This window comes from Streptomyces sp. DH10, from assembly GCF_029813805.1.
Lineage (GTDB): Bacteria > Actinomycetota > Actinomycetes > Streptomycetales > Streptomycetaceae > Streptomyces > Streptomyces coeruleofuscus.
In genome coordinates, this window is sequence record NZ_JARVKU010000010.1 from 115,225 (window position 1) to 135,888 (window position 20,664).

Sequence of the window (20,664 nt, forward strand, 5' to 3'; positions counted from 1 at the left end):
GTTGTGTGATGCAGCATCTTTCTACCATGACCATACGAAGAGAGCCCACGGCCACACACAGCCGCGAGCAGATGCGCGCCCTCTACGACCGCTGGAGCCAGATGTGGCGTGGTGACCTCCGCCACGCCGAGGACATCCTCGCCCCCGGTTTCCTCGTCCACCAGGCGCGCCCCGACGGCAGCGACTCCGAGGCGGTCACCGGCCCGGCGCGGCTGCTGCCCGAGATCGAGCAGACCATGGCCGCCTTCGGCGACATCACCATCACGGTCGACCTCGGACCGATCGTCGACGGAGACATGCTCGCCGCGCGGTGGACCATGCGCGCCACCTACACCGGCGGCATCCCGCACGCCACCGCCCCCGTCGGCACGAAGATCTCCTTCAGCGGACACGACATCCTGCGCGTCGCCGACGGCAGGTTCGTCGAGTACTGGACCTGCACCGACATCCTCGACGGCCTGACCCAGCTCGGCGCCGTCTCCGGCCCCAACGGACCGGCTCGGCACTAAAGGGCGCGCGGGAGAGCAGCAGGGCGCCAGACAGGGAACCCTCCGTCCGGCGCCCCCGGCGTCACAGCGTGGCGCGCAGGTGGCTGACCGTGACGAAGTGGTAACCCCGGGCGGTGAGGGTGCGCAGGATCTCGGGGACGGCTGCGACCGAGGTGGCGTGGATGTCGTGCAGGAGGACGACGTCGTTGGGCTGAGCCTTGGTGATGACGGTGCGGGCCACCTTGGCGGGGTCGCGGTACTTCCAGTCCTCGGTGTCGACGTCCCACAGCACCGGCGAGAGGGCGGTGGCGGCCCTCACGGTGCGGTTGACGGCGCCGTAGGGCGGCCGGAAGAGGATGGGGGTCCTGCCGGTGGCGGCCTTGATGGCGGCGCTGGTGCGGTTGAGCTGGGAGGCGACCTGCTGCGGGGTGAGCCGGGTGAGGTCCGGGTGGTTCCAGGAGTGGTTGCCGATCTCGTGGCCGGCCTTCGCCTCGGCGCGGACGAGGTCGGGGTGGGCGGCGACGTTCTGGCCGACGGTGAAGAAGGTGACGCGCGCCTTGTACCGGGCCAGGTGCGTCAGCAGGGCCGAGGTCTCGGGGACGGCGGGTCCGTCGTCGAAGGTCAGGGCGATGCACTTGACCTTCTTGCAGTCGGTGTCGTCGTCTCCGGACGCGGTGTGGGTGGGGACGGCCGGGGCGGGGACGTGGGGCGCGCCCAGGTCGAGTGAACGGCTGGGGCTCACGGTCTGCCGCTGGGCGCGCTTGCCGAACGCGGACAGCCATGGCGTGATCGTCTTCTTGGGGATGGTCACCGTCTGGGCCCCGGCGGCCGGAACGCCCACGTCGCCGCGGTCGAAGTGCACCCGCAGGCCGCCGTCGGCGGTGAAGGCCATGTCGTCCAGGGCGACGTCGCGGCTCTCCGGGGCGGAGAACGTGTCGTCCAGGCCGGCTGCATCCACGCCCTCCCGGTCCTTGAGCTGATCCTTCAAGGCGGCGACGAAGGCGTCCCGGGAGCCGTCGGCGACAAGTCCGAGTGTCGTGCGGTACGCGTCGGCCTTGCCGTCGTACCAGTACGTCCTGGCGAACAGCCCGTCGCCCGCCGAACTCTGGTCCTGGGTGGTGAGGCGGACGCCGAGCACGTCGCCGGAGGCGACCAGGAACTGGTGGCTGATGTTGAGCTCGCGGCCGTCCGCTCCGCCCGAATCCGAGCATGCCCCCGAGCGGAAGGTTGCCAGGCGCCGCTCCACTTCCTTCTTCATCGCGGCCGTCATCGCCTCCGCGCCGGGAACGTCCGGGTAACTGGTCGCGAAGGGGCAGGAGCCGTTCTCGCTGCTGTCGCTGACGATCTCCAGGCCCTTGATCCTTGACGGGTCGACCGTCCGGGCCGGGGACGGCGACGCGCCGGGCCGTGCGCCGTCGGCTGCCGTGACCGGCGGCTCGGACGTGCCGTGCGCACAGGCCGCGGTGAGCGAGCCGAGCAGCACGAGGGCGGGGAGCAGGGTGTGAGAGCGCATGTGACCAGAACCCGAGGAGAGGAGACCTTCCGGGCGTCGCGGACCGGACGCCGGGCGGCCGCCGCGTCCGAGGGACGCCGACGGCCGTTGTGATCTCCGATCGTTCTGGTCAGGGGCGTTTTTCAGCGAGCCCCGGGGTCACCGTGAACAATTTCAGGGCCGGGTCCTGCGGCACTCTGTCCCTTTCTGCGTGCATTCAGCGCGCTCCTGGGCAGACCTGCCGGTACGGCGCGTCGGGGACGTACCGCCGCCACTGCGCCCGGGTGAGTCCACCCCCGGCGCGTTCGCAGATGGCGCGGACGGCCGCGTCCGGGGCGATGGGGCGGCGTTGCAGCAGCACGTTCGGGCCGGTGGCGTAGAGCGTGCCATCGTTCCCTCCGAAGGCGAGCGAGCGGACCTCGTCCCCGGACGTGGGCAGATCGCCGCCGAGCAGTCGCTGCCCGGCGGCGTCCCACAGCCGGAGGGTCCCGCCGGCTCCCCCCACGGCGAGAGTGCCGCCGTCGGAGGAGAAGGCCAGAGCGCCCACGGCCTCGGTCCGGCTGCTCGGGGCCGTGTCGGCGGTGCCGGTCAGGACACCCGTGGTGTGCCGCAGGTCGCCGTCCCAGAGGGTCACGTGCCCGGTGGTGTCGCCGACGGCGAGCCGGGTGCCGTCGGGGCTGAAGGCGAGCGCGGTGACCTCCCGGCCGTCGGCGAGCGCCCACCCGGTGACCTTGCCGGAGGGGACGTCGGCGTACTGGTCGGCGGAGCCGACGAGCAGCCGTCCGTCCGGCCGCACGGCCACACCCTGCCCGAAGAGGCCGCGCAGGGTTCGGGAGACACGGTGGGTCCGGGTGTCCCAGACCTCCGCCGCCTCGCCGTCACCCGCGGAGCGCACGGCCAGCAGTGTGTGCCCGTCGGAGCCCAGGGCGAGCGCGGACACGGGGCGGTCGGCCGCTCCGGAGGTGGTGAAGCTCGTACGGACCGTGTGGGTCCGTACGTCCCACACGGTGACGCGCAGCCGCAGGGAGCCGCCCGAGGAGGTGGTGTCGGCGACGGCGAGCGTGCGGCCGTCCGGGCTGAAGGACAGCTGCGGGGTTTCGTCGCCGGTGTCGCTCGGCAGGGGGCCGAGCGTGCTCCGGGCGAGGACGGCGCCGGTGCTGGTGGAGCGCAGCTCGAAGCGGTAGCCGTGCCCGGACCGGGTGGCGGTGGCGAGGGTGGTTCCGTCCGGGCCGAGGAGGGTGGCGTCGGCCGAGGTGCTCTGCCAGTGTGCGGCGAGGCGGTCGGTGAGGTCGAAGGTGTGGACGGTGGCGCGGTCGAGGTAGCGCAGGACGCGGCGGCCGTGGTCCGGGGTCCACGTCAGCCCTGTGACCTCCGCCCCGGCCAGCGGCCGGTGGAAGACCTGCCCGCCCCCTGACGCCAGCTGCCATACGGCGATCTCCTGGTCGTCGGTGGTGGCGAGGAACTCCCCGTCGGGCGAGAGGTCCGCCTGGGCGAACCCGGTGGTGCCGCCGCTGGCGAAGTCGGCGACGACACGCCCGCTGCCGACGTCCCAGACGGTGGCCGCCGTCCCGTGGACCGAGGCCAGCCGCCTGCCGTCCGTGCTGAGGCGCAGCAGCCGGTCCCCGCCGTCGGCTCCCGAGCCGGTGCCGCACACGGTTTCGTCCGCCTTCTGCCAGGCGCCGGGTACCTGCCTGCCGCGCACGGTGTCCCACACCTGGGGCGGGCTCTCGGCAGGGCAGAGGGCGACCAGACGTCCGCCGCCGGCGAGGGCCGCCGTGGTGATACTGCGAGAGACCCCGGTGGTGAAGAGGACCTCGCCGTTCTCCGTCCGGCGGACCTGCGCCTGGCCGGACCCGTCGAACGGCTGGGTGAGGTAGGCGCCTGTGTCGGGTGCGGTCGCCCCGAGCGCGGCGTTGCCCAGATCGGCGACGGACCTCCCCTCGGGGAGGTTCCACAGCGTGTCACTGTCCGACCCGGTCAGGACGAGGGACCGACCGTCCGGGCCGACGCCGGTCGCCTCCGCGTCGCTCGGCAGGTGGTAGGCGGCGGTACGGCGGTGTTCGGCCACGTTCCAAGCGGTGACGCGACCGCCGTCGGCCCTGAGCAGGGTGCGGCCCTGGTCCGTGAGGAAGCGCCGGACGTTCTGGCCGGTCTGCGGGTCGGTGAAGGCGTCCCGTTCCGGCTGGGCGAGCGCGCCCAGCAGGCCCGAGCGGGTCTCGGTGAGCGGGGCGATCCGCCACGCGGCGGCGCCGAGCAGGGACGCGGTACGGGGGTCGGTGGCGCGCAGGCTCTCGGCGACGGTGGCCAGGCGGCGGGCGGCGGCCTTGGCGGCCTCCTCCTCGCCCACCCGGTCGCGCTGCCAGGCGACGAGTCCCGCGGTCAGCGCGAGCACGAGGAAGACGGAGAGACCGACGGTGAGCGCGCGCGTGCGGCGAGCGGTCCGCGTGACCGCGTCCCGTTCGGCGTCACGGGCCGCGGCCGAGGCGGTCAGGAACGCCCGCTCCGACCGGGTGAGGTCGTCGGTGTCGTCCTTCTCCCGCTGCCCGCCGAACAGCTCCTCGGCGCGCTCCAGCCGTGCCCCCCGGAACAGCGCGCCGGGGTCACGCTCCAGCTCCTCCCAGGCCCGGGCGGCCTCGCCGAGGACCCGCTGGACGCGCAGGCGGTCCCGGCTCTCCTCGATCCAGCCGGCCAGGCGCGGCCACCCGGTGATCAGGGCCTCGTGGGCGAGTTCGACGGTGTCGCCGTCCAGGGTGACCAGGCGGGCGGCGGCCAGTCGTTCCAGGACGTCGAGCGCGCCCGGTCCCAGCTCGGACCGGGACGCCGGGCGGCGCGTGTCGGCCGCACGGTCGCCCGGGGCGATCAGTCGCAGCAGGATGCGCCGGGCCGTACGGGCCTGGCCCTCGTCCAGATCGCCGTAGACCTGCTCTGCGGTGGCGGCGATCGCCCCGCGCACGCCGCCCGCCTCCTCGTAGGCGGCCAGCGTCAGCGTGCGGCCCCGGCGACGGCGCCAGGTCTCCAGCAGAGCGTGCGAGAGCATCGGCAGCGCGCCCGGCCGGTCGCCGACCTCCTCGATGATCCGGGCGGTCAGGACCCGCTCCACGTTGAGCCCCGCCGCGGTGGCCGGGCCGGTGACGACTTCCCGCAGCTCGTCCCCGCTCATCGGCCCGACCAGCAGGTTCGCGTGACGGACCGCCTCCGCCAGCTCCCGGTGCTCGGCACAGTGACCGTAGAAGTCGCCGCGCACCGCGACCACCACCCGCAGGCGGCTCTCCGGCTCGCGTGCGCCGAGCAGCAGGTCCAGGAACCGGCCCCGTTCCTCGCGGTCGTGACAGAGGGTGAACACCTCCTCGAACTGGTCGATGATCACCCAGGTGTCCAGCTCACCGTCCTGAGGAATGAGCGCCTGCCCGTGTGCGTGGGCGGGGCGCTCGCCGGGAGTGAGCACCCGGACCACCGCCGGTCGGTCGGCACCCGTGCCCTCCCGCAGCAGCGGGACGAGGCCGGCCCGCAGCAACGAGGACTTGCCGCTGCCGGACGGCCCGAACACCGCCGCGAACCGGTGTGCGCGGGCCAGGTGCAGGAGTTCGCGGGCCAGTGCCTCCCGGCCGAAGAACAGATCGCTGTCAGCAGGTTCGAAGCGGGCCAGCCCACGGTACGGAGCCCGCTCGTCGGCCGCGGGAGCACGCAGCTCGGCGTCCGCCTCCCGCCAGCGGGCCTCCCACTCGTCCGGGTCGCCGCCGAGCGCCTCCACGTACGCGCGCACCACGGTCAGAGTCGGCAGCTGATCACCGGCTGCCGCCTGCGACAACGCGGTCGTGGAGTACCCCGCCCGTTCGGCCATCTCCCGGTACGGCGGCTTCCCGGCCTTCTCCCTCAGCAGGCGCAGGTCGTGCGCGAGGCGCTGCACCGGACCGGCGCTGGGATCCACCGGTTTCTCGCGTCGACCCACCTGGTGGCACCTTTCGACCCTCGAACAAGAAAACGGAGCTCAACCTACGTTTTCACCCGTCCGCAGGCAATTCCGGTCCACCACTCGGGGGCCCCTCAGGGCACCAGCTCGACGGCGTCGTACGACACCCCGGGGCTGAGGTAGGCGGTGCCGCCGGAGCCGCAGCGCTGAAAGACGCGGGGCGTTCACTGCCGGCGCAGCAGGTCCCACATGACGGCAGGAGGCAGGGACGGATTGGCCGCTGCTGATGCCACCACCTGCCAGTCCGGGTCGGCGAGCAGTTCGACGAGGACCGGCGGCGGCACTGCCGGGTGGCCGGCGGCTATGGGTCTGGCCTCGTCGTCCGTCAGGCAGACGAGCAGGGCAGAGGCCGTGGCGCTGCGATGCCGGGCAACCTCGCGGAACATCTTCTGCACGGCCGGTTTGTGCCGGACCAGGTCCTCCAGCAGCGCCGGGGACGCGTCCGGGTTGGTCGCTGCCTTGGCCAGGACACGGACGCCGTGTCGGTCGACCATGGCGCGCAACTGCGCTTCGGTGAGGCCAGGGTGCGGAGCGAGGGCCTTGACCACCTTCGCGTCGGGGTCGTCGGCCAGCCGGTTTCGGATCTCGGGCGGCAGATCGCGCCGTTGGGCCACGAGCATGCGGACAGCCGGCTCCGGTGACATGGCCAGCTCTTCGACCTCGGCGGGAGACGAGGCGGCGATACGGGGCAGCAGGCTGGAGCCGATCTTGGCAGTTCGGGCCAGGTGGATGAGTACGTCGAGCGGTACGCGTGGGTGGTGTGCGAGGCTGCGGCGCACGTCGGGGGCGCGGTCGCCGGCCAGCGCACGGATCAGGGCATCGTCGAGCGCGGGATTCTCGGCAAGGTCGGCGCGGATGCCCGCAGTGGGGTCCGAGGCGAGCTGTGCGCACGCCGGTCGTGGCAGGTCCTCGCGGGTGGCGAGCGCCCAGCGCAGCAGCGTCGACGGATGGTCGACGAAGCCGACGACGGCCTCGACAGGGGTGGCGGGGTTGCGGAGTGCCGCTTCCCGCGTGTCGTGGACGGCGGACTCGTGGGTGCCGTCACAGGAGGCGCCCGGTGGCAGATCGCAGTCGGGCCGCGGACACTGCGGATCGTGAACGAAGGGGGGCTCGTGGTGGTCGCAGACCGGGCAGCGTCGTGCCGCGGGCAGCCCCTCCCCGGTCACCAACGCCGCCAGTACGGCCGGGGGTGTCGCCTCGTTGCCCGCCACCGCGCGCCGGACCTCGGCGTGCGGATGGGCCGCGAGCCTGGCGGCCACGTCCGAGGTGGTCCCCGACGCGAGCGCGGCGACGACACGTACGTCCGGGTCCACCGCGAGCGTGTCCACCGCGTCGGACGGGAGGCCGGGGCAGGCCGCCAGCTTCTCGCGGCGTTCAAGGACCGGGTCCGCCGCGAGGAGACGCGCCCACTCAGGCAGGCCGGCGCCTTGGCCGAGCAGGGCGAGGGCGGCATCCGGCCGGAGAGAGGGATCGATGTCGGCGGCGGTCAGCCGGCCCTCGTACGCGAGATGCACCGCGCTCGCCTCGACGCGCCCGGCCAACGCGACCGCCTGTGCGCGGCTGAGGTCCGCGCGATAGGCGAGGTGTGTGGCGATGTCGTCGTCCGCCATGGATATGAGGCGGTCGACCAGCTCGGGCGGCAGGGCTGGATTGGCGGCGAGGCCGCACAGGATGGGATGCACAGCGGCATCCTGCCTGGAGGGTGCACGACGAGTCCGGCATTTTCGCTGCCCATGAGTCGCTGCCTGAGGCGCTCCTGGGAACGAGGAGAGCGAAGGGGCTGTCACCGCCGCGCCGGCACTGACAGCCCGCAACCCCCTGGGCGTCAGGCGTCGAACGTGTAGTGCGCCGTGTGGTCCAGCAGATCCGCCGGGCTCGTGTCGTGCCAGGGCCTCATCGTCTCGCGCAGGTCGATCACGTTCGGCGTGCCCGCGGCCGGCAGGTAGCCGGAGCCCGGGTGCCGTCGCTGCCACTCGGCCCACAGCTTGTCGATGAACGCGTGGTGCAGCCAGAACACCGGGTCGTTGGGGGACGCCCCGGTGGCCATCTGCCCGCCGACCCACACATGGACGCGGTTGTGCAGGTTGACGCCCCGCCACCCTTCGAGGTGATTGCGGAAACCGTCCGAGGCGCTGTTCCAGGGCGCCATGTCGTACGTGGGTATCGACAGCACCGACTCGACCTCGGCCGGCGTCGGCAGCTGACGCCCCCCGCCACCGAGAGACCGCCGCAGGAACGTACGGCCGTCGACCCGCACGTTGATCGACCAGTTCCCTGAAGTAGCGGAGAACGGCCCGTCCGTCACCCGGCCGTCCCGCTCGCGCCCGGTGCCCCCGAGGAAATCGGGTGCCCACAGCGAGGCGCGCGGCGAACGGTCGACGCTCCAGTCCCAGTACGGCAGCGCCACCGACGCGTCCACCGACTGCAACGCCCGCTCGAACTCCAGGAGGAATCTCCGGTGCCAGGGCAGGAAGGACGGTGAGCGATGCCCCGTCCGCTCCCCGTCGTCGGTGTCGGAGACGATGAACGCGTTGTGCGTCGTGACGAATTCGTCGTAGCGGCCGCTGCGCTTCAACTCCAGGAGCGCGGCGACGAAGCGCCGCTTCTCGTCGGCGGTCAGGGCGGACTGGTTCTTGCGGACGGTCATGTGCGGGTGCTCCAGGTGCCTTGCGGGAAGGGTCAGTTGGCGGGGAAGGGCAGCAGTGGCGCGCCCTGGAGCTCGTCCACGGCCGCGCGGGCGGCGGCGCGCGGGGTGGGCACCGGGTCGTAGTGGCTGACGACGCTGATCCACGTGCCGTCGGCGTTGCGCATCACGTGCAGTTCCACACCGTCGACGAACACCGCGTATCCCGCGCCGTGGTGGTGGTGACCGGCTCCGGCGGCCGGGCGGCCCTGTATTCGGCGGCCCTTGTAGACCTCGTCGAAGGTCCCCTTGGAGTCGTGATGCCCGGCGGCCGTGGCCGGGGCACTTGCCGACCATGTCCCCGCGGTCGTGGCGACGACGGCCGCGGCGGTGAGCGCACGGCGACGGCTGAGTTCCGGCATGCGGATCTCCTGAGTTCGTTCGGCTGATGACCTCACATGCCTATCGGCCCGCCCGGTACCGGGAGAAATCCGTGCGAGCCGGTTGGCTGTGAATCGGGCAAGTCCCCTTATGTCGTGCAAGGTTGAACCAAGATGTTCTTGCCGCCCGAGGGTGTCCCGGCGGGTGCGGAAGGGGAAGTTCCGCCCGTGGGGCGTGCTGTGACGGATGTTTCTCCCCGTGTGGCCCGCTGCCCGTGGTGCGCGTCACGCCGAGAAGGTGACGCGATTCGGCCGTCCGGCCGATGATGCTTTTGTCCTGCTACTCTGCGTCCACAATTGACAGCTCTCGGTAATCCTCAGGGGTGTGCGTGAAGGTCGCCTGTGTCGGCGGCGGGCCCGCCGGTCTGTATCTCTCGGTCCTGCTGAAGCGGCAGAACCCGTCCCACGACGTCACCGTCCACGAACGCGACCCGGAGGGCTCGACCTACGGCTGGGGTGTCACGTACTGGCGCGGCCTGTACGACCGACTCCACGAGCAGGATCCAGAGTCGGCGCGCGCCCTCGACCACGAGTCCGTCCGCTGGCGTGACGGCGTCGCCCACGTCCGGGACCTGACGGCCAGACACAGCGGCGACCAGGGGCACGGCATCGGCCGCCACCGGCTGCTGGAGATCCTCACCGCCCGGGCCCGCGAACTCGGCGTGCGCCTGGAGCACGAGCGTGAGATCACCGCCGACGACCTGCCCGACGCCGACCTCGTCGTGGCGGCCGACGGTGTCCGCAGCGCCCTGCGCACCCACCACGCCGCACACTTCGGCACGGAGGTCACGGCCGGACGCAACCCGTACGTCTGGCTCGGCACCACAAAGGTCTTCGACGCCTTTACCTTCGCCTTCGTCGAGACCGATCACGGCTGGATCTGGTGCTACGGCTACGGATACGGCCCCGACCGCAGCACCTGTGTCATCGAGTGCGCGCCCGAGACCTGGACCGGACTCGGACTGGACCGGGCGGGCGAGGACGACGGGAGGGCGCTGCTGGAAGAGCTCTTCGCCGGCGTTCTGGACGGCCACCCCCTGCTCGGCCGCACCGGCGGCACTCCCTGGCAGACCTTCCGCACCCTCACGAACCGCACTTGGTACCGCGACAACCTCGTCCTGCTCGGCGACGCCGCCCGCACCTCGCACTACTCCGTCGGCCCCGGCACCACCCTCGCCCTGGAGGATGCGATCGCCCTGGCCGCAGCGCTGCGCGAGCACTCCGCGCTCCCGCAGGCCCTCGCCCGCTACGAACGGGAACGCAAGGCGGCGCTCCTGCCCGTGCAGAGCGCGGCCCGCTACAGCGCCAAGTGGTACGAGAACCTCCCGCGCTATGTGCGACTGCCCCCGGAGCGGATGTTCGCCCTGCTCGGCCAGCGGCACTCACCCCTGCTGCCGCACGTCCCGCCGCAGCTGTACTACCGGCTCGACCGGGCGGCCGGGCAACTGGAACCGCTGCGCCGGTTCAAGCGCTGGCTGGGCCCGAGGGTAGCCCGGACCGTGCACGCGCGGACGCTGGCCGCCCGCGAACAGGCGCCGGGTTGAGGCGCGCCTCACTTCTCGGCGCCCTGCCCGAACAGCCGGTCCAGGAAGGCGTTGCCGTAGACGCGGTGCGGGTCCAGCCGGTCCAGCACCGCGTCCGCCTCGGCCCACTCGGCCGGCCCGACCGCGGCCGGCACCACCGAGCCCAGCACCTCCTCGTCGCTCCACACCCCGTCGTCCGTGTACGCCCACCCCTTGGACCACTCCACCCGGGTCAGGGCGGACCCTCCGTCGTACGTGCGCAGCAGGAACCGCTCGACCTCGCGCAGGAACGCCTCCGCGTCCGGCGTGCCCGGCAGCGTCAGGATGTCCAGCCACACGGCCGTGTCCCACTCGGGGTGGTCCGCGCGCGGCCGGAGAGCGGACAGCAGCGGCGGACGGGCCCCGGCCACCCCGGAGTCGCCCGGGTCGTCGAGGCCGGTCACCCGGATCTCCACCGAGCCGTTGACCGGGAAGCTGCCCCTGGCCGCGTACGCCGTCAGCCGCTCCCGGTAGAACGCGGCGAACTCGGAGACGACTTTCTGCACCCGGTCCCTGGAGGTGAGCACCGCGTAGCCGTTCGCGTGGACCCGCAGGGTGGTCGGCTTCAGGTACAGCAGCGTGTTCTTGGAAGGCCCCCAGATGTCCCCGGACAGTGTCGCCACCAGCCCGAGCGCCGCCGCGTCGTACTGCGCGGTGCCGAGCACGGGCGCGAGGTACCACGCCGCCTGAGACGTCATACGGCCCACCAGCTCCGCCACCGGGGTCGGGACGTTGTCGGAGAACGGGTAGTTGTACGGCCGTGTCACGTGCCGTGAGGGCAGCGGCCGCGTGGGGGAGACGCTCCACACCTTCAGCCAGGGATGCTCGGTGAAGGCGAACCAGATGGCCTCGACCCGCCCGGCCTCCTCCAGGAAGCTCGCGAACGTGCGCCCGCTCCCGGAGCCGGGCGCGGCGAACAGATCGCCGGCCGGGATGTCCGTACGGCTCACGCACCGCAGGTTGGTGTTCGCGCCCACCCGCAGCACCACCTCGGTCACCAGGGACCGCCCGAGATGGGTCAGCAGCGCGGCGCTGTCCACTTCGTCACGGTGGAACGTGCGCAGCGCGTAGGCGCCGGACCGGGAGTCCCACACCACCGCCGTGAGCGACAGGATCAGGTTGCTCAGCGAGCCGTACGTGTGCCCCGGAATGCGTCGTTCGCCCCGCGCGGGAACGGCGGTGCCGTGCGCGTCGATCGCCAGGGCGCCGCCCACGGTGAGGACACCGGGAGCGGGAGTCGCCGTGACACCGAGGCCGTGCTCCTCCAGGAAGGTGAGCAGGGCCTCCATGGTCGCGCCGGTGCCGGCGCGCACGGCGGCCGGCGAGTCCAGGGCGAGACCGGTGAGGTGGGGCGCGGTGTCGACGAGGAGGACGGGCGCACCGGACGGGGTCCCCTCCGTCACCGTCAGGGGCGACCAGCCGTGCGAGGCGCCGCGGGCGCGCACCCTCCAGCCGTGCCGCCAGGCCCAGTTGACGACGTCGACCACCTGGCCGGGGCTTCCCGGCGCACAGGCCCACAGCCCGTCGGCGGTGATCTCGCCGACCCAGTTCCGGTACGCCGAGCGGTACAGCGCGACGTCCGCCGGAAAGTCCGGCAACTCCGCCGCGGCGGCGGCCGGATCCGCCGGCAACCCCGGCACCACGGCCAGTGCGGCCGCGGTGAGGAAGAAACTCCGCCGCGACCGACGCGCCCCGTCCGACGGAGAGTTGCTCACTGAACCAGTTGTCACGTCAAGCCACGCTAGGGGCCCGTTGACACGTGACGCGTTCCTGTCGACTCTATTCACTCGTGTGAGTGAAGCTGGCGGGGCCGGCGGCCCGGATCCGGACGGTCCGCGCGCGGCTGTGACGGATGACAGACTGACGCCATGGACGAGCGCACATTCGACAGGTCGGGTCAGCACGCTTCCGTCGTCGGTCTCGGCACGTGGCAGCTGGGTGCCGACTGGGGAGACGTCGACGACAAGGAAGCCCTCGCGGTACTGGAGGCGGCGGCCGAGGCCGGGGTGACTTTTTTTGACACCGCCGACGTGTACGGCGACGGCCGCAGCGAGCAGACCATCGCCGCGTTCCTCAGCGGCAGGCCGGACCTGCACGTGATGGTCGCCACCAAGATGGGCCGCCGGGTCGACCAGATCCCCGAGAACTACGTGCTCGACAACTTCCGCGCCTGGAACGACCGCTCCCGGCGCAACCTCGGCGTCGACCGTATCGACCTGGTGCAGCTGCACTGCCCGCCGACGCCCGTCTACTCCGCGGACGAGGTGTTCGACGCCCTCGACACCCTGGTCGAGGAGGAGCGGATCGCCGCGTACGGCGTCAGCGTCGAGACCTGTGCGGAGGCGCTGACCGCGATCGCCCGGCCGAACGTGGCGAGCGTGCAGATCATCCTCAACCCGTTCCGCATGAAGCCCCTGCGCGAGGTGCTCCCGGCCGCCCGCGAGGCGGGCGTCGGCATCATCGCCCGCGTCCCGCTGGCCTCCGGCCTGCTGTCGGGCAAGTACACGCGCGACACGGTCTTCCCGGAGAACGACCACCGCACCTACAACCGGCACGGCGAGTCCTTCGACGTGGGCGAGACCTTCTCCGGCGTCGACTACGTCACCGGTGTCGAGGCGGCCGCCGAGTTCGCGGCGCTCGCCCCCGCGGGCTGCACCCCGGCCCAGCTGGCCCTGCGCTGGATCATCGACCAGCCCGGCGTCACGACCGTGATCCCCGGCGCCCGCTCACCCGAGCAGGCCCGCGCCAACGCGGCCACCGCCCGCCTGCCGGAGCTGTCCGGCGAGACGCTGACGGCGATCCGCGACCTGTACGACCGGAGGATCAAGGACCAGGTCGAATCCCGCTGGTAGGCGAGTCCCCCGCCACGGCACCGGGAGCTCACGGCACGAAGAGCTCATGGCACCAGCAGCTCACGGCACCAGGAGCAGCTGCCGCTCCTGCTCCTGGTCGCCGGAGGCGGCACCGTCGTCGCGGGCCGTGAAGACCCGGGTGAGCGTGTCGCTCGCGCGCCGCACCGCCTCCGGGGCGCCCTGGACGGTGACGGTCACCGGGGCGGACAGGCGCTCCGCCCCTGCCCCGGCATCACTCGCGGGACTCCCGTCCGTGCCTCCGTCGAAGGTCGCCATGTGCACCGTCGCGTTCTCGTCGCCGGGAAGCTCGTCCGGCGCCCCGAACGTGCCTTCCAGGGCCCGGACGACCGCTCGTGCGTCGTCGGCGCCCCCGCCGCTGAGCGTGACGGTGAGCTGCGTACCGGACATGCGTCCACGACCTCCTCGGGCTGTGCTTCAGTCGCCGTCCGTGTAACCGCCCGCTGATCGGTCAAACCGCCCCCGGGCCGCGGGACGACGGCCGCTTACGGGGAACACGCGTGAGAGAAGCACTCACGTCTCACCCGGGGAGGAACAGTGGCGGACACGGCAGAGGGCGCGCCGAGGCGCCGGGGGCGCAACGAAACGGAGGAGGAGAGAGCGGACCGGATGTGGCAGGAGCTCATCCAGGAGGTCCGCGTGGCCCAGATGGGCGTGCAGATCCTGTTCGGCTTTCTGCTCACCGTGGTGTTCACCGAGAAGTACGACGACCTGACCGACACGGACCAGACGATCTACCTCGTGACGGTCGTCCTCGGCGCGTGCGCGACCGGGGCGCTCATCGGACCGGTGTCCCTGCACCGCCTGGTCTCCGGGCGGCGCGTCAAGCCCCAGGCCGTGCGGCTGGCCTCCCGGCTCACCCTGCTCGGCCTCGTGCTGCTGCTCGCCACGACGACCGCCTCGCTGCTGCTGATCCTGCGCGTGGCGACGCACGACGGATTCGTGCCCTACCTCGTCGCCGGCGTGGTCGGCTGGTACCTGCTGTGCTGGTTCGTCCTGCCTCTGTGGACCCGGCACCGCTACACGGCGAAGTGACGGACTGCGGTGTGTCCGCCGTCAGCACCACTGCGTGGGCGGCGGCGGACAGCACGGCAGGTTCTTCGTCAGCGGGAAACGCTCCCGGGTCAGCCCCCGGCGATGACGTTCGCAAGGAAGTCGTCGACGCTGACTTCCTCGCGGCCCGGCGGGACCACCTCGTGCGTCTCGCGCAGGAACGCCGCGAACGCCGGGGCCCACGCGAACACCACCGCGTGGTGACGGCCGCCGTCGGGGCGGGCGTCACCGAGGAACTCCATGCGCAGCTCCTGCCACACGCCCCGTGACTCGGGACGCATCCGCACGTCCCCCACCCCGACCGGACGCCGCAGCCCCTCGCCGAGCATCTCGCGGTCCAGCTGCCAGCGGGCGAGGACACGGCCGTCATGGCTGAAGACCACGGTGACGGCGAACGGATCCGCGGCGTCGTAGCTCAGGTGGGCGAGCACGGAGAAACGGTCCGTGTCACCCGCCTGGAGCTGCACCACCAGGGTCTTGTGCACGAAGGAGTTCACGAGAGGGCCTCCGGGAAGAACCAACCGACGTAGAGCCCTCTAGTACCCCCTACACGCACAAGATGCTCAGCCCTCCGGGTGATTCCCGCGGGCACCGCGCAGGGACTCGATGCACACGGCCACGGCCCGCTGGAGCTCCTCCAGGCGCTGGACCATGTCGTCCTCGTAGAACTCCCCGGCGTCGTCGAAGGTCAGCTCCTCGAACACCTTGGTCGCCTTCTGGAGGCTGCTGTAGAACTTCGTGCGCCGCTCCCGCACCCGCAGCGCCGGGTCGGTCTCGACGGTCTCGACGACGAGCGACTTCATGGTGTCGTACGCCTCGGCGGCCCACTCGCCGGCGTCCTCGTCCTCGTCCAGCTCGTCGATGAGCGACAGGTGCCGCTCGGCCTCCTGACGGAGGTCGGCCGGCGCGTCCAGGGTCTGCCCGGCGGGCGTCTTGATCTGCCCCGATTCGGCGATCTGGCGCACGTATCCGATCCGGTCGGCCGCCCTGCTCTCGCCGGCGACAGCCTTCTTCAGCTCGTCCGTGCGAACGACGTCGCGGGCCAGCTCGGACTGGAGGTCCGGGTCCTCCCGGACGCGGTCCAGCAGGGCCTGGCGTGCCGCGCGGGCGGTGGCGGGGTCGGCGAGGATCGCGGCGCGCAGAGCGGTGGGGTTCTCCGCGACCTCCAGCGCCTTCGTGGGCCGGATGCCCTCCGCCTCGGCGGCCTCGGCGATGGCGGTGCCGCGCTCGGAGGTGGCGCCGGAGCGGGAGACGTAGTAGCTCAGCCACACGTCGGCGTCCGGGAGTTCCACCTCCTGCCCCGGCGTCAGGGCCTCGAAGTGCGGGACCAGACCGTCGTCGGCCGCCCGGTCCCACGCCTTGTAGTAGCGCATGACCCGCTCGGGGGAGCACCCGGCGAGTTCCGCGAACTCCTTCGCCGACACCTTCGGCGTCTCGTCCGAGCCCTGCCCGCCGGGCCGCACGCTGCGCGCCACCTTCAGCCCGAAGGCCCACCCTCCGGTCCGGGCGTACGCCCCGAACTCCCGCGCGTCCCGCGCGATCGGTTCAAAGACGGGCGCCGGGGAGCTTACGGGCGGGGTGATCGCTAGGGTCACGGACGACTCTCCTGAACAGACTGGCCGGTTGGGTATGTGCAGGTCGGCAGCCTATACGTGCCCATGGCCCGGGCCGGCCCGGAAGGGGGCGGACCTCAGCCGAACGCGTCGCGCAGGGCCGGGAGCAGGGTCTTCTCCGACCAGTCCAGATACGCCGGTTGCGACTCGCCTCCGATCTGGACCAGGGCGATCTCGGTGAACCCGGCCTCGGCGTACGGGCGGACGGCCTCGACGAACGCGTCCGGGTCGTCTCCGCACGGGATGGAGTCGGCGACGTCGTCGGGGGTGACGAACTGGGTCGCCGCCTCGAAGGAGTCCGGATGCGGCAGCTCCGAGTTGACCTTCCAGCCGCTGCCGAACCAGCGGAACTGGGAGTGCGCCCGTTTGATCGCCGTGTCCCGGTCGGGGTCGTAGCAGACCGGCAACTGGCCGACGCGGGGCTTGCCCTCGCCGCCGTGCCGGTCGAACGCCTCCAGCAACCCCGCCTTGGGCTCCGTGGCGATCACCAGATCACCCAGCCGGCCCGCGAGTTCGCAGGACCGCTCCCCGGAGACGGCGATGCCGATGGGCGGCGCCTCGTCCGGCAGGTCCCACAGCCTGGCCGACTCCACGTCGAAGTGCGTGCCGCGATGGTTGACGTGGCCGCCCTTGAAGAGGGCGCGGATGATGTCCACGGCCTCCTCGAACATCTCGTGCCGTACGTCGACGGACGGCCAGCCGCCGCCCACCACGTGCTCGTTGAGGTTCTCGCCGGAGCCGAGCCCCAGCCGGAACCGGCCCTCGGACAGCAACTGGACCGTCGCCGCCTTCTGCGCCACCACCGCCGGGTGGTAGCGGAACGTCGGGCACGTCACGTACGTCATCAGCGGGATACGTGACGTGGCCTGGGCGGCCGCACCGAGCACCGCCCACGCGTAGGGCGAGTGTCCCTGCGAGCGCAGCCAAGGGAAGTAGTGGTCGGAGGTCACCGAGAAGTCAAAGCCCGCCTCCTCGGCCCGCACCACATGGTCGACGAGCTCTCGGGGGCCGGCCTGCTCGGTCATCATCGTGTATCCGATTTGCACCATAACCGCCGGGTCCCCTGACAACGGCCGTGAAAACTGCTCGATCAAGGTCCGCCGCCGGGGGCAGGATGCCTCCATGAGTGCCTCCTCTCTGCCCGCGGACACCCCCGCCGCCCAGGGCGTCGACGCGTCCGGCGTCCACGCCTTCCTCGACGCCCTCGAAGCGGCCCCCGGGATCGAGCCGCACAGCCTGATGATCATGCGGCACGGCCGGCTGGTCGCCTCCGGATGGTGGGCGCCGTACACCGCCGACCGTCCCCACCTGCTGTATTCGCTCAGCAAGAGCTTCACCGGGACAGCCGCCGCCCTGGCCGAGGCCGAGGGACTGCTCGACTTCGACGCGCCGGTGATCTCGTACTTCCCGGAGCTCGAGGCCGAGATCACCGACCCGCGCAGCCGGGCCATGCTCGTACGGCACGTGGCGTCCATGTCGAGCGGCCACGAGCGGGAGACCGTCGACGCGGTCTACGGCCTGGACAAGGAGGAGCCCGTGCGCGGGTTCCTCCTGTTGCCGCCGGACCGCGACCCGGGCACGGTCTTCGCCTACAACCAGCCGACCACCTACACCCTCGCGGCGATCGTCCAGCGGGTGACCGGGCAGCCGCTCACCGCGTATCTGCGCCCGCGGCTGCTGGATCCGCTGGGCATCGGCGAGGTGTTCTGGCAGCGGGACCGCGCCGGCCGCGAGATCGGCTACAGCGGTCTGCACGCCACCACCGACGCCGTCGCCAGGCTCGGCGAGCTCTATCTGCGCGACGGGGTCTGGGAGGGCGAGCGGTTGCTGCCCGAAGGATGGGTGGCCCGGGCCACGCGCCCGCACATACCGACCGCCGGAGCCATGGGAGACGAGGACCGGCAGGACTGGGACCGGGGTTACGGATACCAGTTCTGGATCTCCCGGCACGGCTACCGGGGCGACGGCGCGTACGGCCAGTTCTGCCTGGTGCTGCCCGAGCACGACGCGGTGATCGCGACGACGGCGGCGTCCGAACGGATGCAGGACTACCTGAACCTCGTCTGGCGGCACCTGCTGCCCGCCTTCGGCCCCGGGCCGCTGCCCGGCCGGGAGGCCGCCGACGAGGCCCTGCGGGAGCGCCTCGCAGGGCTCGCGCTGCCGCCCGCCCCGGGCAGGGCGGCACCGCCGGACCGGGCGGAGGAATGGGCGGCCGCCGAGTTCACGACCTCCGGGAGGGGCGGTCCCGCTCTGTCTGCCGGGCTCGTACCGGGTGCGGACGGCTGGACGCTCGCGCTCACCGAGGGCGAGAACCGGCTTGACCTGCGGATCGCGGCGGAGAGCTGGACGGTGGCGGAGAAGCCGCTCCCGACCGCGGTGAGCGGCGGCTGGACCGACTCCGGCACGCTGGCCGTGGAGGTGGCCTTCCTGGAGACCCCGCACCGCCTGGCGCTGACGTGCTCCCTCGCGGACCGTACGCTCAGCGCGAGCTGGCGCACGCAGCCTCTCGGCGGCGGCCGGCTCACCTCCCTGCGCGCCCCGCGCGGCTCAGTCTGAGCCCGGCCGGAACGTCTTCAGGAAAGTCCGCAGCGCCTCCTGGTTCGCCTTGTCCTCCCAGTCGTCGTCCGGGGTCGTCCAGCGCAGCGAGAAGCTCCGGCCCTCGCCCAGCAGGAAGCCCCGGCCGAAGGTGTGCACCCGGGTGCCGTCGACGTCCGCCGTCCACTCCATGTCGGCGGCCTCGCGTCCCTGGTACGTCGTGGCGCGGATCTCGCCGATGCGCCGGTAGTCGCCGGACCGCTCCAGGTTGGGTTCGACTTCGTCCCGCCATACGGCCACGGGATCCGGGCCCACGCGTTTGCTGTAGGTGACGGCCAGCGTGCGGTCGTCACCGTCGGCGCCGAAGGTCACGCGGTACCGCAGATCGCCCTGGCGATCGGTGTCCAGCGGCTCCCAGCCCGCGGGGAGCGCGACGGAGAAGCCCTCCGGCGCGCGGTAGGTCCGGAAGCCGGGCGGCAGGCCCGTCCCCGGGGCTGACGGCGGGGGTGTCGGGGTGGGGGTCGGCTTGGGGTCGGGGGACGACGGAGAGGGCGTGGGGGAGGGGGAGCCGGTCCGGCCGGGTGGCTCGGAGGGCTCGGGGCTGCCGCCGCCGGTGCCCTCGCCCGGCGTGGCGGCGGAGGCCGGAGGCCGGGCCGGGGACTCCGCCACGTCGCTGCCCGAGTCGCCGCCGGGCAGCCCCTGGGTCGCGGCGAGCACGGCGACCGCGACGGTGACGACGGCCAGGGTGGTGCCGGCGACCATGGTCCGTCTGCTCCACGCCGGACCCCCCGGCCGCATCGCGGCGTACGCGCCGCGCAGCCGTGGCGCGGGCACCGCCCCCATGGCCGCTTCCGGGTCCTCGCTGAGCGCGCGGGTCAGCGCCTCCCGGACCACCGGGCGGGTCAGCCGTTCCCGCGCGTCCTTGCGGAGCAGCCCCTGCACGACCTGAGTGAGCGGCCCGGCGCGCACCGGCGTGCGCAGCGGCAGCCGGTCCACGGCCTTCAGGGTGTTCTCCGGCCGGCCCCGGTCCCGGAAGGGCGGGCGGCCTTCGACCATCGTGTAGAGGATCGCGCCGAGGGCCCATACATCGGCCGCGGGCCCGATGTGCTGGTCGCGGGCCTGTTCCGGGGAGGCGAACGCGGGTGCCGTGAGCCGGGGGGCGAGGGTCGCGCCGACCAGACCGTAGCCGGTGACGACGACCGATTGGTCCTCGCGTACGAACACCTGGCCGGGGCTGAGCTCGCCGTGCGTGATGCCCTCGGCGTGCGCGGCGTCCAGCACGTCGAGTACCCCCAGGCCGATACGGGCGGCCCGCACGTAGTTGAACGTGCCCTGCTCCGAGAGGAGTTCGCCGAGCGGGGTGCCGTCGATCCACTCGGTGACCGTCCACAGGGTGCCGGCCTCCTCGATGGCGTCGACGACCGTGGCGATCCGGCCGGGGCACAGCGATGCCATGCGTTCGGACGTGCGCAGCAGCCGTCCGGCGGTCCGGCGCTCGGTCTCGTACGCGTCGTCCGGGAGCCCGATCTGCGTGACGAGACACGGGCGGGAGACCTCGCCGGCACCGATGTCCTCGGCGTACCAGCAGATGCGGTTGGTCTCGCGCTGGATGATCTCGAGCAGCCGGTACCGGCCGGCCACCAACTGGTGTGTGGAGACGTGCGCCCTGCCCATGGCCATCCCTCGCTGGAAATCTGGCTCTCACCTTTTCCAGAAGTACGGGGCATGGACCGTGCTGCGTTCAACCGGATCACAACTCCGGGTTCATTCTTGTCTTTTATTCAAGAGAGAGGATCAAGTGTGCGAGAGAAAGCGGTGTTTCGCGGGCTCGGGAGCGGGCTCACCTCGGTCGCCCGGGGCCGCCGGGGGTGTCGGCGCGGGTGCGGAAATTCGTCCGCGCGGCCCGCGGATTCCACAATCCCCGGCTGGCCTGCTGGTAACCGACGGTAAATGCGATGGTGTCCACCGGCTGAACTCGGCACCCCTCCGACGAATTCACCGACGGATTCTCCGGGCGC

At 72.3% G+C, this 20,664-nt stretch carries 16 protein-coding genes; 5 read left to right on the forward strand and 11 right to left on the reverse strand.

Annotation, left to right across the window (positions count from 1 at the left end; all coding sequences use genetic code 11):
- Positions 1-26 precede the first annotated feature (26 nt).
- On the forward strand, positions 27-509 hold the full coding sequence (locus QC385_RS21685; RefSeq protein WP_279542963.1) for an ester cyclase: 483 nt from the start codon (positions 27-29) through the stop codon (positions 507-509).
- Positions 510-570: 61 nt separating this feature from the next.
- Here QC385_RS21685 and QC385_RS21690 read toward each other — a convergent pair whose 3' ends face one another.
- From QC385_RS21690 to melC1, 5 genes are all read right to left on the reverse strand, one after another.
- The gene (locus QC385_RS21690; protein WP_279542964.1) at positions 571-2,001 is read right to left on the reverse strand and encodes a polysaccharide deacetylase family protein; all 1,431 of its coding nucleotides are present in this window, start codon (positions 1,999-2,001) and stop codon (positions 571-573) included.
- 196 nt (positions 2,002-2,197) lie between these two features.
- The gene (locus tag QC385_RS21695; protein ID WP_279542966.1) at positions 2,198-5,929 is read right to left on the reverse strand and encodes an nSTAND1 domain-containing NTPase; all 3,732 of its coding nucleotides are present in this window, start codon (positions 5,927-5,929) and stop codon (positions 2,198-2,200) included.
- 185 nt (positions 5,930-6,114) lie between these two features.
- Entirely contained in the window at positions 6,115-7,632 is a 1,518-nt protein-coding gene (locus QC385_RS21700) for a hypothetical protein (protein ID WP_279542967.1), read from the reverse strand.
- Between the two features lie 143 nt (positions 7,633-7,775).
- A complete protein-coding gene (melC2, locus tag QC385_RS21705; protein ID WP_279542969.1) occupies positions 7,776-8,597 on the reverse strand; it encodes a tyrosinase MelC2 in 822 nt (273 codons plus the stop codon).
- 32 nt (positions 8,598-8,629) lie between these two features.
- Positions 8,630-8,995 (reverse strand): apotyrosinase chaperone MelC1, encoded by a 366-nt coding sequence (melC1, locus tag QC385_RS21710; protein WP_279542970.1) that lies wholly within the window; start codon positions 8,993-8,995, stop codon positions 8,630-8,632.
- 347 nt (positions 8,996-9,342) lie between these two features.
- On the opposite strand from melC1, the gene QC385_RS21715 reads away from it, so the two are divergent.
- Entirely contained in the window at positions 9,343-10,557 is a 1,215-nt protein-coding gene (locus tag QC385_RS21715) for an FAD-dependent monooxygenase (protein WP_443032956.1), read from the forward strand.
- Positions 10,558-10,565: 8 nt separating this feature from the next.
- Here QC385_RS21715 and QC385_RS21720 read toward each other — a convergent pair whose 3' ends face one another.
- Positions 10,566-12,290 carry a cholesterol oxidase substrate-binding domain-containing protein gene (locus QC385_RS21720; protein WP_279542973.1) on the reverse strand — a complete coding sequence of 575 codons (1,725 nt, stop codon included), beginning with the start codon at positions 12,288-12,290 and terminating at the stop codon, positions 10,566-10,568.
- 153 nt (positions 12,291-12,443) lie between these two features.
- Here QC385_RS21720 and QC385_RS21725 point away from each other — a divergent pair, with 153 nt between their 5' ends.
- On the forward strand, positions 12,444-13,427 hold the full coding sequence (locus QC385_RS21725; RefSeq protein ID WP_279542974.1) for an aldo/keto reductase: 984 nt from the start codon (positions 12,444-12,446) through the stop codon (positions 13,425-13,427).
- A 60-nt stretch (positions 13,428-13,487) separates the two neighbouring features.
- Here the strand turns inward: QC385_RS21725 and QC385_RS21730 are convergent, their stop codons facing one another.
- Positions 13,488-13,835, reverse strand: coding sequence for a hypothetical protein (locus QC385_RS21730; RefSeq protein ID WP_279542975.1), 348 nt, complete (start codon positions 13,833-13,835; stop codon positions 13,488-13,490).
- 147 nt (positions 13,836-13,982) lie between these two features.
- On the opposite strand from QC385_RS21730, the gene QC385_RS21735 reads away from it, so the two are divergent.
- Positions 13,983-14,480 (forward strand): DUF6328 family protein, encoded by a 498-nt coding sequence (locus QC385_RS21735; protein ID WP_401480521.1) that lies wholly within the window; start codon positions 13,983-13,985, stop codon positions 14,478-14,480.
- Positions 14,481-14,569: 89 nt separating this feature from the next.
- Here QC385_RS21735 and QC385_RS21740 read toward each other — a convergent pair whose 3' ends face one another.
- The 3 genes from QC385_RS21740 to QC385_RS21750 form a co-directional block, all read right to left on the reverse strand.
- Positions 14,570-14,995, reverse strand: a complete 426-nt coding sequence (locus QC385_RS21740; RefSeq protein ID WP_279542977.1) for an SsgA family sporulation/cell division regulator — start codon at positions 14,993-14,995, stop codon at positions 14,570-14,572.
- Positions 14,996-15,061: 66 nt separating this feature from the next.
- On the reverse strand, positions 15,062-16,093 hold the full coding sequence (locus QC385_RS21745) for a hypothetical protein (RefSeq protein WP_279542978.1): 1,032 nt from the start codon (positions 16,091-16,093) through the stop codon (positions 15,062-15,064).
- A 95-nt stretch (positions 16,094-16,188) separates the two neighbouring features.
- The gene (locus QC385_RS21750; RefSeq protein WP_279542979.1) at positions 16,189-17,160 is read right to left on the reverse strand and encodes an LLM class F420-dependent oxidoreductase; all 972 of its coding nucleotides are present in this window, start codon (positions 17,158-17,160) and stop codon (positions 16,189-16,191) included.
- Between the two features lie 73 nt (positions 17,161-17,233).
- Here QC385_RS21750 and QC385_RS21755 point away from each other — a divergent pair, with 73 nt between their 5' ends.
- A complete protein-coding gene (locus QC385_RS21755; protein WP_279542980.1) occupies positions 17,234-18,667 on the forward strand; it encodes a serine hydrolase domain-containing protein in 1,434 nt (477 codons plus the stop codon).
- On the opposite strand, the gene QC385_RS21760 is transcribed toward QC385_RS21755, so the two are convergent.
- Positions 18,659-20,320: a serine/threonine protein kinase gene (locus QC385_RS21760; protein WP_279542981.1), complete on the reverse strand. Its 1,662-nt coding sequence runs from the start codon at positions 20,318-20,320 to the stop codon at positions 18,659-18,661. The two genes, QC385_RS21755 and QC385_RS21760, sit on opposite strands and share 9 nt — an antisense overlap.
- Positions 20,321-20,664 lie beyond the last annotated feature (344 nt).